The sequence below is a fragment of the Pleurocapsa sp. FMAR1 genome (assembly GCF_963665995.1).
Lineage (GTDB): Bacteria > Cyanobacteriota > Cyanobacteriia > Cyanobacteriales > Xenococcaceae > Waterburya.
In genome coordinates this window covers 5,158,385-5,172,285 of sequence record NZ_OY762512.1, presented here as the reverse complement: position 1 = coordinate 5,172,285, position 13,901 = coordinate 5,158,385, and the positions used below count along the sequence as shown (strand labels likewise).

Genomic DNA, 13,901 nt, shown 5'->3' with positions numbered 1-13,901 from the left:
AACTCGGTAAAAAGCAATGAAAATAGCCGTAATAGGTGTAAAAGGTATACCTGCTAAACAAGGTGGAATCGAACATTATTGTCAAGAACTTTACAAAGATATTACGAGGCAAGGTCATAGCGTCGACTTGTATGCTCGTTCAGACTATACCAAAGTAGATGGCTTTTCGCGCCATATGTGCAATGGAGTACAAGTCATTTCTCTGCCATCTATACCCTTAAAAAGAGGCGATGCCTTTGTTAATTCCTTTTTTGCAGCTTTTGTTGCTAGTCTTAAAAAATACGATATCATTCATTTTCACGCCTTAGGACCATCCTTATTTTGCTGGATACCTCGTTCATTATCTTCGGCAAAAATAGTTGTTACTTGTCATGGATTAGATTGGCAAAGATCTAAATGGAGCAAATTTGCCAGCTCGATTATTTATCGAGGCGAGCAAACGGCAGTTGCCAATGCTGATAAACTGATCGTGGTTTCTCAAGATCTGCAAACTTATTTTCAAAAAAAATACGCAATGGATCCTACTTATATACCCACTGCACCAGCAGAGTACTCTGATTCAGAAGCAAATTCTGATTATGTTAATTCTCTGGGATTAGAACCGAAACACTATATTATTTTTCTGGGCAGACTTGTACCAGAAAAACGCCCAGAGCTATTATTAGAGGCGTTTAAGTTACTTAATTCTCAGAGATGGAAATTAGTTTTTGTTGGCGATACTAGCGGAACTGATAATTTCAAATCTGAGTTGCTCGAAGCTAAAAACGACAAAATCATTTTTACTAATATACTTACAGGAACTAAATTATCAGACATTGTTCGCAACGCTGGCTTGTTTGTACTACCTTCTGATTTAGAAGGATTGCCGTTAGTAGTCTTAGAAGCTATGCGAGAAGGAATTCCTGTGTTAGCCAGTGACATTCCTCCCCATCAGCAACTAATTGGTCAAGATAGAGGTACGCTATTCAAAGCAGGAAATCTACAATCTTTGATAGCCAATCTAGAACAAGTTTTATCTCAACCAACAGAGTCACGAGTTAAAGCAAAAAAGGCTCAGGAATATGTCCAAGCCAACTACAGCTGGAAAAAGGTTAGTTATGAAAATTTGGTTTTGTACACTAAGTTGTCTAAACTCTTAAACAATCAATCACCAAAAAGCGGGAATAGCGATCGCCATAAGTAACAAGAAATAACTACAAAGAATAATTAGAAATACTATTACAAACCCATTTAAAATGATTCGTATTTTAATCGTAGACGATCAAAAAAGTGTCAGAGAAAATATGAAGTTAAGATTAGAAGCAGAACCAGACTTGGAAATAGTCGGGGTTGCTCAAGATGGTTATGGGGGAATTAAGCTGGCAGCAACTTTAGATCCTGATGTTGTTCTAATGGATTTAGAAATGCCTAAGCTAGATGGCTTGGCTGCAACTAAAATAATAAGTCAGCAAAATCCAGACTTGAATGTAATAATCTTAGCTATTCAAGACCGAGATCGACTATTGCTTCAGGCTCTAAATGCAGGTGCTAAAGGCTATTTGCTCAAAAACGCTGATGTCCAAGAAATTGTCAACACAATTCATTTAGTTTACGAAGGTAATAAGTTTGCCAAACATCAGACTCACAGGCTAAACGGCAGTGGTATTGAGAATAACAATGAGCGAGCAAAATTCGCGCTTCCTAAGCTAACAAATGTCAATGAAGTGACAGAAAATGATGCTTATTTTCAAAAAAGAAGCAATCAAACGGCTAGAGCGCAGCCAGAATTTAACTTTTCTACTTTACTTTTTATTCTAAAGCGTCGTTATCCTCCTGCTTTGATGGGATTTTTTGGCGTTTTGTTAGGTGCAGTTTTATATTTGACCTTTGTCAAAAGAACTTATCAGGCTACTGCCTCAATGATTTTGCAAGATCGTCAAGAAAGTATTTCAGAATTGGGCAAGGATTTGAGCAGTATTGTCGGTAGCAACGAATATAGTCCTCTGGCTAGTCAAGTCGAGTTGATTAAATCAAAATCGGTTTTAAACAGCACCCTTAAAAATATTGCCCAAGAAAAAAAAGGCTATTCCCTAGAAAATATCTCTGCCGAGCAAATCAAGGAAAATTTAAACATAACAATCCTTCCTAATACTAATATCATCAAAATAAGCTATGTAAATTCCGATCCAGAGTTTGCATCTGCTTTATTAAATAAAATTGTGGATGCAGTTATCGCTAACAATACTAACAATATCCGTTCTGAAGCTAGCTCAGTTAGGCAATTTTTAGAAACTAAAGTAAGAGAACGGACAGATAAAGTCGCTCAGGCAGAAAAAGCAGAAAATAGTTATCGCCAACAGCAAGGTCTTGTTTCTCTTGATAGTCAGACTGCTAATCTAGTAAACAGCTTAAATAACCTAGCAACTCAGGAGCAAAATATATCAACTCAAATAAAAGAAGAAGAAGCGAAAATTAATAACCTTCAACAACTAGCAAACGTAGATGATGCTAAATCTGCTTATGTTGCAGGTAGAATTGGTCAAGATCAGCAGCTAGGAACCTTGAGAAATCAGTTAACAGATGTTGAGGCACAATTAGCTGCTGCTAAATCTAATTTTACCGACAATAATCCTACAGTAATTGCTCTTCAAGAAAAAAAAGAAAAAATTCTGGCACTCTATCAAAAAAAAGTTGGTGAAGTTTCAGGTGAAGCAGGAACAACACCTTCATCTGTGGCTAACGGAAATAGTCTGGGTCAAACAGAAAATGGCTTGGGTCAAGAAGTTTTCAGTGAGCTAATTACTAATCAAACTCAACTAGAGGCAAATAAAGATAAACTCGCAGCTATACAAACTGAAAAAGAGAAAATAAATAAACAAATTTCTTTATTACCTGACAAAGTTCAATCACTTACAGAATTAGTCCGTCAGCAAGAACAAGCCAATGAAAGTCTTCAGTTTCTCCAGCGTAAACTAGAAGAAGCTAGAATTGCTGAAGCACAGTTAATTAGTAACTTTCAAATTGTCGAGCCAGCCAGCCAGCCAGATGCTCCTAGTTCTCCTAATATTCCTGTGGTATTAGCGATCGCCATAGTCATTGCTACTATTTTGATGGCGGGAATTATTTTGCTGTTAGAAAAGATTGACCGCACTTTGTACGATGGCAAAGAAGTAGAGCAGAAACTACATATTCCTTTTTTGGCTACTTTACCCTATCTTCCCCATAGCACCCAAAATTTAAGCCGAATTAGAGCATTTTTGAACGATAGCAATCTCTATGAACCCTATCGTTTTCTGCTTAAAAGCCTAGAATCTCGAAGGCAAAATCAATTGAAAGTAGTTGTTGTCACTAGTGCGATCGCCGATGAGGGTAAATCAGAGATTGCCTGTCATTTAGGTGTAGTATCAGCAATGCTATCTAAAAGAACTTTAATTATTGATGCTCATCTACATCAACCAACACAGCATAGTTTATTCGAGCTCCAACTTCAGCCTGGATTAAGAGAGATAGTAGAGCATAGTTCAAGTCTGGCGACCACAGTACAGCCGACTAAGATTAAAAATCTTTCAGTTTTAGCTTCTGGAACTCCCACTGCTAATTGCTGGACAATTCTAGAGTCAGCAGCAATTAAAAATATTTTACAAGAGGCTGCGGAGCAATACGATTTGGTAATTATTGATACGCCAGCAGTGAGCAGCAGTTGTGATGCTTATACATTAAGTAAATATAGCAATGGAATAGTGATGGTAACGCGACCTTTTCACACTATTAAAAATGCTTTGGAAAAGACCGTAATCGATTTACAAAAAAGCAATGCTGCAATTATTGGCTTTGTGATTAACAATGCAGCCAAGCAACCGCAAAAGTTAGATGACAGTCTTCAAGTTAATGCTCGTGAGTTGCTAGTTTTACCTAGTTCAAAGCCAACTAAAAATTCTCGTAAAGATGCTGAGGAGATTCATAAATTATGAAGATTAATAATTCTTGGTATCCTGCTTCCTATTTAACTTTAATTGTTGGCATTATTAGTGCTGGCTTTGGCTTGATTCTTGGCATACTAGCCGGACTTCAACCTCTTTTATTGTCTTTAGCAGTTTTTACAGTTATTTTTGTTATTTGTTTTTTTACCTATTTTGAACAGTCAGTACTAGGATTATTAATTCTACGGAGTTCTCTGGATATGTTCTCGGCTCAACAAATTCCTGCTGTTTTTGCCGTTGGTCTTGATGCCTTAACCATATTATATGTATTCATATCACTGCTTCTGAAGAAAAAGATTTACACAGACAAATTTTGGTGGTTTCTTATCGCATGGATTGCCTGCCAAGGATTATGGGTAGGTTTGATCTTTTCAAGAGTTTCTGAGTATGATTCACAACTGTCGATCAATGCTATTGAAGAATGGGTAAGACTATTTTCCTGGGCTATGGTTTATTTCCTAATCATGCAGTTAAAAAGCTATATCAATCCGAAAAAAGTTATAAATTGGTTATTTCTCAGCCTTGTCGCCCCATTGAGCATAGCAATGCTGCAAATTATCTTCCCACCTTCTTTCCTGCCTTCATTCCTGACCTTTTCTACCAATGAAATTGAAGCGGGATCGCGTATCAATGGGACATTAGGGCATCCTAATTCTCTTGCGAGTTTTACAGTTTTATTTATAGCATTATCCTTGTGGAAATTAAAAAATTCTAACAAGCATTTACCCTGGTTGATGTTAATTGGATTACTTGCTTTTGTATTAACAACTACGCAATCTTTGGGTGGTATAGTTCTAATTACTACATTTAGTTCAGCGTATATTGTTACTCGACTCAACTTATTAAATCTTGTTGGAGCAGTACTTCTTGTTGGTCTAATATTATTTCTCTTTACAAGCAGCGATTTTGGACGAGAGCGTTTAGCTTCTCTCTATGAAACCCCTATCTTTAATCAAGATATAAGTTTATCAAACACACTTTTACTCGCACAGCGCGATGGCAATAGTCTTAATTGGCGAATTGCTCAATGGACATATTTGCTCGATTTTTGGAAGAAATTTCCGATTATGGGTTATGGATTAAAAACAGCCAGCAGTATTGGTGTATACAAGAACTATGCGCACAACGATTATATTGCGGTACTGGTGGAGCAAGGTATTATTGGGCTTTTTGTCTTTATTACATTTTTATATGCTCAATTTGCTCATTTAATTAATATTATGGCTAGAACATCTCCCAGGCCGACAAACTCTCAGCTCTATTTATGTTCGGTTTTAATAGCTTTATTAACTGCTATTTGTGTAGCCATGTTTGCCGCTAATGTTATTAGTCAGACAACGCTTTTTTTCTACTGGTTTACCTTGATGGCAGTAGTGGGTTGGGACTGGTCGGAGCAGACGTTCATCGAGCAGGAAAGCAGGTAAATTTCTTACCAACTTCTCAATATCAACACCTTAATATATACGTAAAACTTATGAAACTAGCAACGACAGATAAGATTAAGAATTGGATTTTCGTGTCTGGAGCAGTCCGTAGTGGAACGACATTCACTGGTCGGGTTCTAAGTCTTCCACTAGAGGTGGATTATATTCATGAACCATATAATCAGACCCATTTGACCTATAAAAATACAGCAGCTCACCCATATGTGCGTCCCAGTATAAATACCAAAGATATGCAGGAATATCATGAGTTTACTAAACGTTTATTTAGCTACAATATAACCTTGCCTAACTACATTCCTGAAAACGATCCTTTGTTTAAGCAGGTGGCTAAACGCATTTTTGGAAGTCGAGGGCCTTTTTATCTGCGACTGGCAAAAGCAAATATTTTTCAGAAAGCTGCGATTATCAAAGATCCTCTTGCTTTTTTCCTAACTGAATATCTTTATACGCATTTTCATGTTAAACCAGTTATCCTCGTCAAACATCCAATATCATTCGTAGCCAGCATAAAACGAAAAAATTGGTTTCGTGCGCCTCCTAGATTTATTAATAAACAAGATTTAGTCGAGGATTTCTTTGCAGAGGAGCCCAATTTTTTGGACAGAGAATGGAAAAGTCCTATTGAGACTAGTGCTGCTTATTGGAGAGTGGTGCATAAAGTTCTATATAGTCAGAATAAAAACTATCCTGATTGGCACATTATTAAACATGAAGACATGAGCCAAAAACCTATTGTAGTCTTTAAAAAGCTTTACCGATCACTTGAATTGCCCTGGTCAAATTCAATAGAACGCAAAATTATTGAGATGACAGGGGTAAAAGACTCGAAAAAGGTGACATCAGGAAAAGTTCATAGTCTTCGAAGAAATAGCTCAGAAATTTTTAAAGCCAGCATAGAATCTTTGTCTATAGAAGAACGGAAAGCAGTTTTTGAAATAGTTCAGGATGTAGCTTCGCCAATTTACTCTAGAGAAAGTTTTGCTATAGATTAATACAAAGTAATATTCAATGATTAATTATTTAATGAGCAAATGAGCAAATTGTTATTGTTAACGTATGTTTTTTTGACATATTTTTCAATGATTTACTACGGTAAAAGTAATCTAAATAAAGCAAGTTCTGTAAAGTTATCAAATTGGCATCCATCTTCGGCTCCTTTTCCGAAAACAAGAAAAGCATGGCAGTGGCCGTTTTCCTCTCAATCAATTTGGAATTTACCCCTCTCCAGTAATGCTGTTTATGAACCAGCAAACATCAAATCAGGTCTTTATACATCGGCTGAATTGGAATTACTTTACCAAGTTTCAGAAAATGACCCTCTCATCCGATTGCATGCTCCAGGCAGTTGGACAAATCGCTGTGATGGCGTTAAAAGTCCTACTGGTAATCCCGTAGATAAAATTTACCTTCGTTTTCCTAAAAATAAACTTATCCCTAATGTTAATCCACCCATAACTCCTAATAACAGTGTTGCTATCTTACAGCCAGACGGCAAAACGATAGTAAGCATTGGTTCTGCTGCCCGATGCAAACCAGGAAGTTCAGTCCATGGATGGTATGCAGGAAAAGAAAATATTTATGGAACTGGAATTACTGGTAGTAGCGGAGGTTCAGGACTTTCCACTCTGGGAGGCACGATTCGATCTGAAGAGTTAACTAACGGCGAACCAATTCGTCATGCTTTAAGGATTAATGTCTGGGCTAGCAAATACCTCTACTATGAAGCGACAGATAAAAAACCTGGATATCGCTGGCCCGCCTCAAATGCAGATAGTTACGCTGCTGATAAATACGGCGGGAGGAATCCGAATTTTGAGATGGGTTCATTATTAGCAATACCTCCAGATGTTAATCCAGAAAGCCTTGGTCTGAAAACTTTACCAGCATTGAAGCTGTTTTATGCTCTGCAAAATTATGGAGCATACGTAGCTGATGATACAGCATGGGATGTAACCGCATTTAGCTTACAACAAGGAGTCCCAGAAGAATTTGAGCAAACTTATGGGTATCAATTTGAAACCAACCAAAAGAATAATAGTCAATGGTTCCAAGAATATTATACTTTAGTCAAAAGTTTGCATCTGGTTACCAATAATAATCCCACTTCATATGAAGGAGAAACAGACAGGCTAGCTCCTCTGGCTCCTCCTTTTGTTTCTAACACAAACAGATAATACTGGATATTATTTTATAGGTAGAAAGAGCAATAGCATATTTTCAGACCGCAAATTAATGACTCTTCACAGAGGGAGTCAGTCAAGCTTTTTCTAATTTTCATTTTACTAGACGATCGCATCGCTTTGCGGTAAAGGATTAATCTAATAAATTTTTTCATTCTCTCAAAACTCAAAAATATGAAAATAAATAAAATCTTGGTGACTGGCGATAGAGATATGTTTTCCCGCCATCATTTTTTGTTTGAAGCATTAGCTTCTTATTACGAAACTATAGATTATTTGCCAGTTGACCACAACAGCATACTTAACTTAAATATACTCAAAAATTTTGTCAAGAATATTTATACCAAGTTTCCATTACTTCCAATTAAACCAGCAAGCTCATTCCGCAAAAATCATCGCAAATATATTGAGCAATCATGTCTTGTAGAGCAGAAAATTAGAAAATCAAACTATACTCCAGATTTAGTTTTTCAACTTTTTGGAATGTATTGTCCTTTTTGGCAAAAATATGACATTCCTTATTTGCATTACCTCGACTATACTATGGCTTTAGCCAAGAGAAATTGGTCTTCTTGGGCACCTTTTAAATCGCAATCAGAATATTTTTTGTGGATAGACTGCGAACGTAAAGCTTACCAAAATGCCCGACATCTTTTTACTTATAGTAGCTGCGTCAAGTCCTCTTTAATCGAAGACTACGGCATCGAATCACAAAATATATCAGTTGTAACCCCCTCTGGTCAGTTTCGAGAACCCTATCACGGAAAAAAAAGCTTTGGTAGCAAACAAATTCTGTTTAACGGCTCTCATTTTGAAAGAAAAGGTGGAGATATTCTCTTAAGTGCCTTCAAAATAGTCAGGCAGGCTATTCCTGAGGCTAAATTAGTGATAGTAGGTAATAAATTGCCGACTCTTGAAGACGGCGTTTCAAGTCTGGGTTATGTGTCGTGGCCTTTAGAAATGGAAAGACTTTTTCTAGAAACTGATTTAGTAGTTTCCCCCGCCCGCTGCGAACCATTAGGACAATTTTTGATTGAGGCAATGAATTATGGAATTCCCTGTATAGTCACAGCTCAGGATGGAATGCCAGAAATTATCGAACAACAAGAAAATGGCATTGTTTTAGAGCCGCAAAATCTCAATCTATTAGCTAGCAAAATTATTAATTTACTAAGCGATCTCGACATTTTGGAGAAAATGTCAAAAAATGCCAGATCTAAAGTAGAAAACCAGCTTAACTGGAAAACAATTGGTTTTAAAATGTCGCAGATCTTGGAAAGTCTTTAGGTATATCTTTTTACTTCTGCGATTGCCATTCAAACTCTCAATTACTATTATTTTTTATGGAGAAAAATCATGCCAAAAGTAACAGTCATCATTCCTGCATATAATGCAATGGCTTTTCTTCCAGAAGCCTTGAACAGCGTTTTCAATCAAACTTATCAAGATTTTGAAGTGATTGTTGTTAATGATGGTAGCACTGATGAAACTGAACAGTGGGTTTCTCAGATTGAAGATCCGCGAGTCAACCTCGTTTCTCAGGAAAATAAAGGTTTGGCGGGAGCGCGAAATACTGGAATTGGTCACGCTCAAGGAGAATATATTGCTTTTCTAGATGATGACGATCTTTGGGAGTCAACTAAGCTAGAAAAACAGGTTAATGTTTTAGATGAAAATCCAGAAGTTGGTTTGGTTTATACCTGGGTAAGCTTAATCGATAGTGACGGCAAACCTAGAGGACGAATTTGGTGTAACAGCGAAGAAGGTAATGTTTGGAAAAAACTTTTAGAACATAATATTGTCGAATCTGGTAGCGTGGCTATGGTTCGTCATAGCTGTTACCAATCTGTAGGATTATATGACTGTACCCTTCCTTCTTCCTATGCTGAAGACTGGGATATGTGGTTACGAATCGCTGCTCAATATCACTTCCAGGTGATTCTAGAACCTCTAGTTTATTATCGCGATACTCCCAGCAGTTTGTCCAAAAACTGGCGAGTCACGGAACAAAGCTATCAGATTGTCATTGAAAAGGCTTTTGCTAATGCACCACAAAACTTACAGCATCTTAAAGGGCGTTGCTATAGTTTTGCTTATCTTAATGTCTGTTGGAAAATTCTCCAAACCCCTGGTGAAAATTATCAAAGACTAGTCCAATATCGCCACCAAGCAGTTAGCTGGCATCCTCAAATACGTAAGTCAAAGAATTACCTGCGCTTAAGCTTTGCCATAATGTTAGTCAAATTGCTAGGTTTGAGTAGGTACAACAAGCTAAGAAGTTTAATTTATACCTCCAAGGATAATATCTTGCAGATTTCACGACAATTTACTACCTCTTAAGGTTTGAATATTGTCACCTGAGTTGCGATCGCTCAAACCCGATGGTTACGCCAAAATTAAATCGCTATTCTACGCACCTCGGAGATTAAAGCCTCAGTAAATATTTAAACAATAGAGATTCAAAAATGCCTCAAGTTACCATAGTTATCCCTGCCTACAATTCCCTGTCATATCTCCCAGCAACCTTGGAAAGCGTTTTTCAACAAACCTTTACTGATTTTGAAGTAATAGTAGTTAATGATGGTAGCACTGATGAAACAGAAAAATATGTTTCTTCATTAAACGATCCCCGCTTGAAGCTGATTAATCAGACTAACCAAGGTCTCTCTGGTGCTCGCAACACAGGTATTACCAATGCCCAAGGAGAATATATTGCTTTTTTAGATGCTGACGATCTTTGGAAACCAACCAAATTAGCCAAACAGGTTCGTTGTTTAGAAGAGAGATCTGAAGTTGGCTTGGTTTATACTTGGACGGCTCTGGCAGATCAAAACTGTAAACCTACTGGTCGTTTAATCGTTTCTGATGCAGAAGGGGATGTCTCGGAACAATTATTAACCGAATTAAACTTCATTGGCTGTGGCAGTACACCTTTGATCCGTCAAGAATGCTTTGAAATGGTTGGGTTGTTTGATGTTGAATTAGCTGCTACTGAAGATTGGGATATGTGGCTAAGAATTGCAACGAGCTACCACTTTGCTGTGATTAAAGAACCTTTAGTTTTCTATAGAGCAAATCCAACCAGTTTGTCAAAATCTCATTTATTAATGTGGGAATTTTCTTGCAAAGTGATTGAAAAAGCTTTTCAATCTATTCCCAACAATTTACTAAATCTAAAAAGTCAGACATATAGTTCTCTATATTTTTACTTGAGTTGGTTAGCAATTAGAAATGGAGATTACGAACAAGCAAATTGCTTTCAAAAGCAAGCTATCGCCTATGCCCCTCAACGAAAATATTGCCGAGATACTCTGCGTCTAGGTTTGGCTATTAGACTACTTCAACTGCTAGGTTCATCCAGGTATAAAAAATTGCTAGAGCAAATATATTTTATCCGTAGATCTTTGGCGAAGATTACCTGATTACTTTTTATTTACAAGTAATAGTATCTACTTATTTTATTGAGCTTCATAATCTTGATGGTAATTAATAAATTAAAACAGCAATTTTCAAGTAAGTTTGCACGTAACATTGGTTGGCTAGGAATAGCTGAGCTAGTTACTCGTGTCTTTCGCCTCGGTACAACGGTTACTCTTGCCCGTTTGTTTAGCCCCCATGATTATGGACTAGTGGCTATTATCTACACTGTTCAAGGATTTGCCGAGGTCTTTACTATGAAGGCTGGAATTGGCGCCAAGATTATTCAAGCTGATGAACGAGAATTAGAATCAATATGCCAGACTGCTTACTGGCTAAACTGGCTGCTCTGCATATCATTATTTGTAATCCAATGTATTATAGCTTATCCGATTGCGCTATTTTATAAGGAAAGCGAATTAACTTTGCTTGTTTGCGCTCTTGGCTTAATGTACTTAATGTTTCCCGTATTCATGGTGCAGTCAGCTTTAATTGATCGCGAAAATAGACTCAAAATAAAGGCTTTGTGTACTTCTACCCAAGCAGTTGTTAACAACATCGCGATTATTTGTCTAGCCCTGCTGGGTTTTGGGGTATGGGCGATTGTTTGGGGGATGGTTTTATCTACTCCAGTCTGGATCATAATCACTAATCTTAATCATCCTTGGCGACCTTCAAAAGCATTTACGCTTAAACGCTGGCGAGATATTACCAAATTTGGTAGTAGTATGCTGGGGATTGAATTGCTCGATAAAATAAGACTGAATTTAGACTACTTAATAGTCGGGCGTTTTTTAAGTGTCGAAGCTCTGGGAATATACTTTTTTGCCTTTAGTGCGGGATTAGGTATAAGTCAAAACGTTATCAGAGCTATTATCTCAGCCCTATTTCCATATTTGTGTGAGGTAGGGGATGATATGAAGCTGCTAAAAAAACGCTACCTTAGCAGCCTCAAAACTATGACAATAATTATTGTGCCTTTGGTACTACTACAATCAAGTTTAGCACCGCTATATGTACCAATTGTGTTTGGCTCTAAGTGGAGTTCGGCTGTTCCTATTTTGGTAATTATTTGTCTATCGGCAATTCCCCTAGCATTTGCATCAGCTACTTACCAGCTACTTAATGCAATAGGCAAGATTAAACTGACATTGCAATGGAATATAATTTATACGTTAGTGTTTGCTTTGGCATTGTTGGTGTCTGTTAGATGGGGAGTTTTATGGGTGGCAATAACAGTGTTATTTTGTCAGGGACTAACGTTGATATTTAGCTTTTGGGTACTTAAAAATTTGGCGCTGCCGAATCAGGGGATGAATCGGTAGGGAAGAGTAAATCTTTAAACTTCAAGTAATGAATTAATAATCTGATTGAGTGCTTCAACATTTTTTCGGACTTAGAGTAGCAAAGAGTCTTACGATGTAATCGAGCAATCGACATACGTCGATTCGACGTTGCAAAGCAACGGCGGTGCGCAGAGAGCGCACAGTGTCTGAGTCGAGTATTCTCACCTTTAACTTATGTCATATAGGTTTTGGTTTTACAAACAATTTGGTCTCCATCAGGAATAAAGCCGGGATAGACTGTCCAACCATCTGTTATGTAGAAATAACGGCGTTGCATCCCGCAGGGATGATCTAAAGAGGAATGGTATCAAAATGAAGATAGTGGAGTAAAAGTTTGATTAATGCTCGAAGCATCTCTTGGCACTTAGAATAACAAAGAGTTTTCCTTTTGAGACGAGCTAGATAGTGTCCTGATTGACTGACAAAACTTTCAAGAAATATTGTAGGAATAAGTTAAAACTTTGAACTCCAACTGATCTGCTCGTTTTTGATATTGCGATCGTGATGCCATTGCAGGTGAGGGATCTTGATTACTAGAGAAAGTCACGCAATGAAGTAAATTTCAACCATTAATGAGTGCAGCTTTGACCCAATCCCAACCAATCCTAAAATAGCTATTACCACGAAACCAATGAGTATCAACCCATCTTCGTTTGCCAATACGAACTACCTCAACACCTTGGGCACTAACGTAGAGAGTAGCCACAGATAAGATAAACCACAAACGGGACAAAGCGCATACATCTCGAATCATCGAGCGTTGAACATTCCAACCACCAGATTGGTCATCTAAAAAATTCGCTTCGATATCAAAACGTAATCCATATTCAGCAAAGGTTTGTAGAGTAGTTTTTTCATTACTGACAATTGCCCATAGTTCGCCGTTAACGTTGTTGCGACCAAGGATCACATGAACTTTGCCAGAAAATTCACCTTTGTGAATCTGTACGTTGTGTAAGCAAATTGCCTCTGCTAAATGAAAGTGAAAGTTTTTAGGTTGACCAGGGCTTCGCCCTACACGATGCGAAGCATCGAAGTCGTCCGAAGGACGGACGATCTGGGCGATAGCCCTGTGGCGCGAAGTGTGAGGTGAACGCTCTCTGCGTTCCGACGTCTCCTCGGGAACGGCGACGGACAGAGAGTCCGTGTATGAAGTAAAACAGCTGCATGAAGTATGAAGTATGAGGTATGAAGTATGAAGTAAAACAGCTACTTCTTCCTTCGTATGAGGTACAAAAAATCTTTCTTCCTTCTTCCTTCAAACTTCTTCCTTCAAACTTCGTAAACAGCTACTTCCTCCTACATGCGGACAAGTCCTTTGTTCCACTATAGTTGCAAGCCCCGTCGTTCACGACGGAAGAGGTTTGGTAGAGGTACCAGGGCTTCGCCCTACACGATGCGAAGCATCGAAGTCGTCCGAAGGACGGACGATCTGGGCGATAGCCCTGTGTATGAGGTATGAAGGCGCGAAGTATGAGGTGTGAGGTATGAGCTACAAAAAATCCTTCCCGAATTCCGAATTCCTTCAAACTTCAAACTTCAAACTTCTTCCTT

The 13,901-nt window shown here is 37.9% G+C and carries 10 protein-coding genes and 2 pseudogenes; 9 read left to right on the top strand and 3 right to left on the bottom strand.

Features of this window, described 5'->3' with window-relative positions; translation table 11 throughout:
• Positions 1–16: 16 nt before the first annotated feature.
• The 9 genes from SLP02_RS25100 to SLP02_RS25060 all read left to right on the top strand — a co-directional run bounded on the left by SLP02_RS25100 (position 17) and on the right by SLP02_RS25060 (position 12,326).
• Positions 17–1,183 carry a glycosyltransferase family 4 protein gene (locus tag SLP02_RS25100; RefSeq protein WP_319423437.1) on the top strand — a complete coding sequence of 389 codons (1,167 nt, stop codon included), beginning with the start codon at positions 17–19 and terminating at the stop codon, positions 1,181–1,183.
• 52 nt (positions 1,184–1,235) lie between these two features.
• Complete coding sequence (locus SLP02_RS25095) at positions 1,236–3,950, top strand: polysaccharide biosynthesis tyrosine autokinase (RefSeq protein WP_319423436.1); 2,715 nt, start codon at positions 1,236–1,238, stop codon at positions 3,948–3,950.
• Positions 3,947–5,383 (top strand): O-antigen ligase family protein, encoded by a 1,437-nt coding sequence (locus tag SLP02_RS25090; protein ID WP_319423435.1) that lies wholly within the window; start codon positions 3,947–3,949, stop codon positions 5,381–5,383. Before SLP02_RS25095 ends, SLP02_RS25090 begins: the two co-directional genes overlap by 4 nt.
• A 50-nt stretch (positions 5,384–5,433) precedes the next feature.
• Positions 5,434–6,396 (top strand): sulfotransferase, encoded by a 963-nt coding sequence (locus SLP02_RS25085; RefSeq protein ID WP_319423434.1) that lies wholly within the window; start codon positions 5,434–5,436, stop codon positions 6,394–6,396.
• A gap of 72 nt (positions 6,397–6,468) precedes the next feature.
• Positions 6,469–7,578 carry a hypothetical protein gene (locus SLP02_RS25080; protein ID WP_319423433.1) on the top strand — a complete coding sequence of 370 codons (1,110 nt, stop codon included), beginning with the start codon at positions 6,469–6,471 and terminating at the stop codon, positions 7,576–7,578.
• A gap of 180 nt (positions 7,579–7,758) precedes the next feature.
• Positions 7,759–8,871, top strand: coding sequence for a glycosyltransferase family 4 protein (locus SLP02_RS25075; RefSeq protein WP_319423432.1), 1,113 nt, complete (start codon positions 7,759–7,761; stop codon positions 8,869–8,871).
• 69 nt (positions 8,872–8,940) lie between these two features.
• Positions 8,941–9,924: a glycosyltransferase family 2 protein gene (locus tag SLP02_RS25070; RefSeq protein ID WP_319423431.1), complete on the top strand. Its 984-nt coding sequence runs from the start codon at positions 8,941–8,943 to the stop codon at positions 9,922–9,924.
• 125 nt (positions 9,925–10,049) lie between these two features.
• On the top strand, positions 10,050–11,006 hold the full coding sequence (locus SLP02_RS25065) for a glycosyltransferase family 2 protein (protein WP_319423430.1): 957 nt from the start codon (positions 10,050–10,052) through the stop codon (positions 11,004–11,006).
• Between the two features lie 57 nt (positions 11,007–11,063).
• Positions 11,064–12,326 carry a lipopolysaccharide biosynthesis protein gene (locus SLP02_RS25060; protein WP_319423429.1) on the top strand — a complete coding sequence of 421 codons (1,263 nt, stop codon included), beginning with the start codon at positions 11,064–11,066 and terminating at the stop codon, positions 12,324–12,326.
• Here SLP02_RS25060 and SLP02_RS25055 read toward each other — a convergent pair.
• The 3 genes and pseudogenes from SLP02_RS25055 to SLP02_RS25045 all read right to left on the bottom strand — a co-directional run.
• Positions 12,286–12,612, bottom strand: a pseudogene (locus tag SLP02_RS25055) (hypothetical protein); the annotation flags it as partial. The gene SLP02_RS25060 and the pseudogene SLP02_RS25055 sit on opposite strands and share 41 nt — an antisense overlap.
• Before the next feature lie 26 nt (positions 12,613–12,638).
• Positions 12,639–12,755, bottom strand: a pseudogene (locus SLP02_RS25050) (IS1 family transposase); the annotation flags it as partial.
• Positions 12,756–12,909: 154 nt separating this feature from the next.
• Positions 12,910–13,257: a hypothetical protein gene (locus SLP02_RS25045; protein WP_319423428.1), complete on the bottom strand. Its 348-nt coding sequence runs from the start codon at positions 13,255–13,257 to the stop codon at positions 12,910–12,912.
• Positions 13,258–13,901: the final 644 nt, after the last annotated feature.

Excerpts from the sequence above, each read along its gene's own strand:
- SLP02_RS25100 (WP_319423437.1), top strand. The coding sequence starts at position 17 with ATGAAAATAGCCGTAATAGGTGTAAAAGGTATACCTGCTAAACAAGGT.
- SLP02_RS25095 (WP_319423436.1), top strand. The coding sequence starts at position 1,236 with ATGATTCGTATTTTAATCGTAGACGATCAAAAAAGTGTCAGAGAAAAT.
- SLP02_RS25090 (WP_319423435.1), top strand. The coding sequence starts at position 3,947 with ATGAAGATTAATAATTCTTGGTATCCTGCTTCCTATTTAACTTTAATT.
- SLP02_RS25085 (WP_319423434.1), top strand. The coding sequence starts at position 5,434 with ATGAAACTAGCAACGACAGATAAGATTAAGAATTGGATTTTCGTGTCT.
- SLP02_RS25075 (WP_319423432.1), top strand. The coding sequence starts at position 7,759 with ATGAAAATAAATAAAATCTTGGTGACTGGCGATAGAGATATGTTTTCC.
- SLP02_RS25070 (WP_319423431.1), top strand. The coding sequence starts at position 8,941 with ATGCCAAAAGTAACAGTCATCATTCCTGCATATAATGCAATGGCTTTT.
- SLP02_RS25065 (WP_319423430.1), top strand. The coding sequence starts at position 10,050 with ATGCCTCAAGTTACCATAGTTATCCCTGCCTACAATTCCCTGTCATAT.
- SLP02_RS25060 (WP_319423429.1), top strand. The coding sequence starts at position 11,064 with ATGGTAATTAATAAATTAAAACAGCAATTTTCAAGTAAGTTTGCACGT.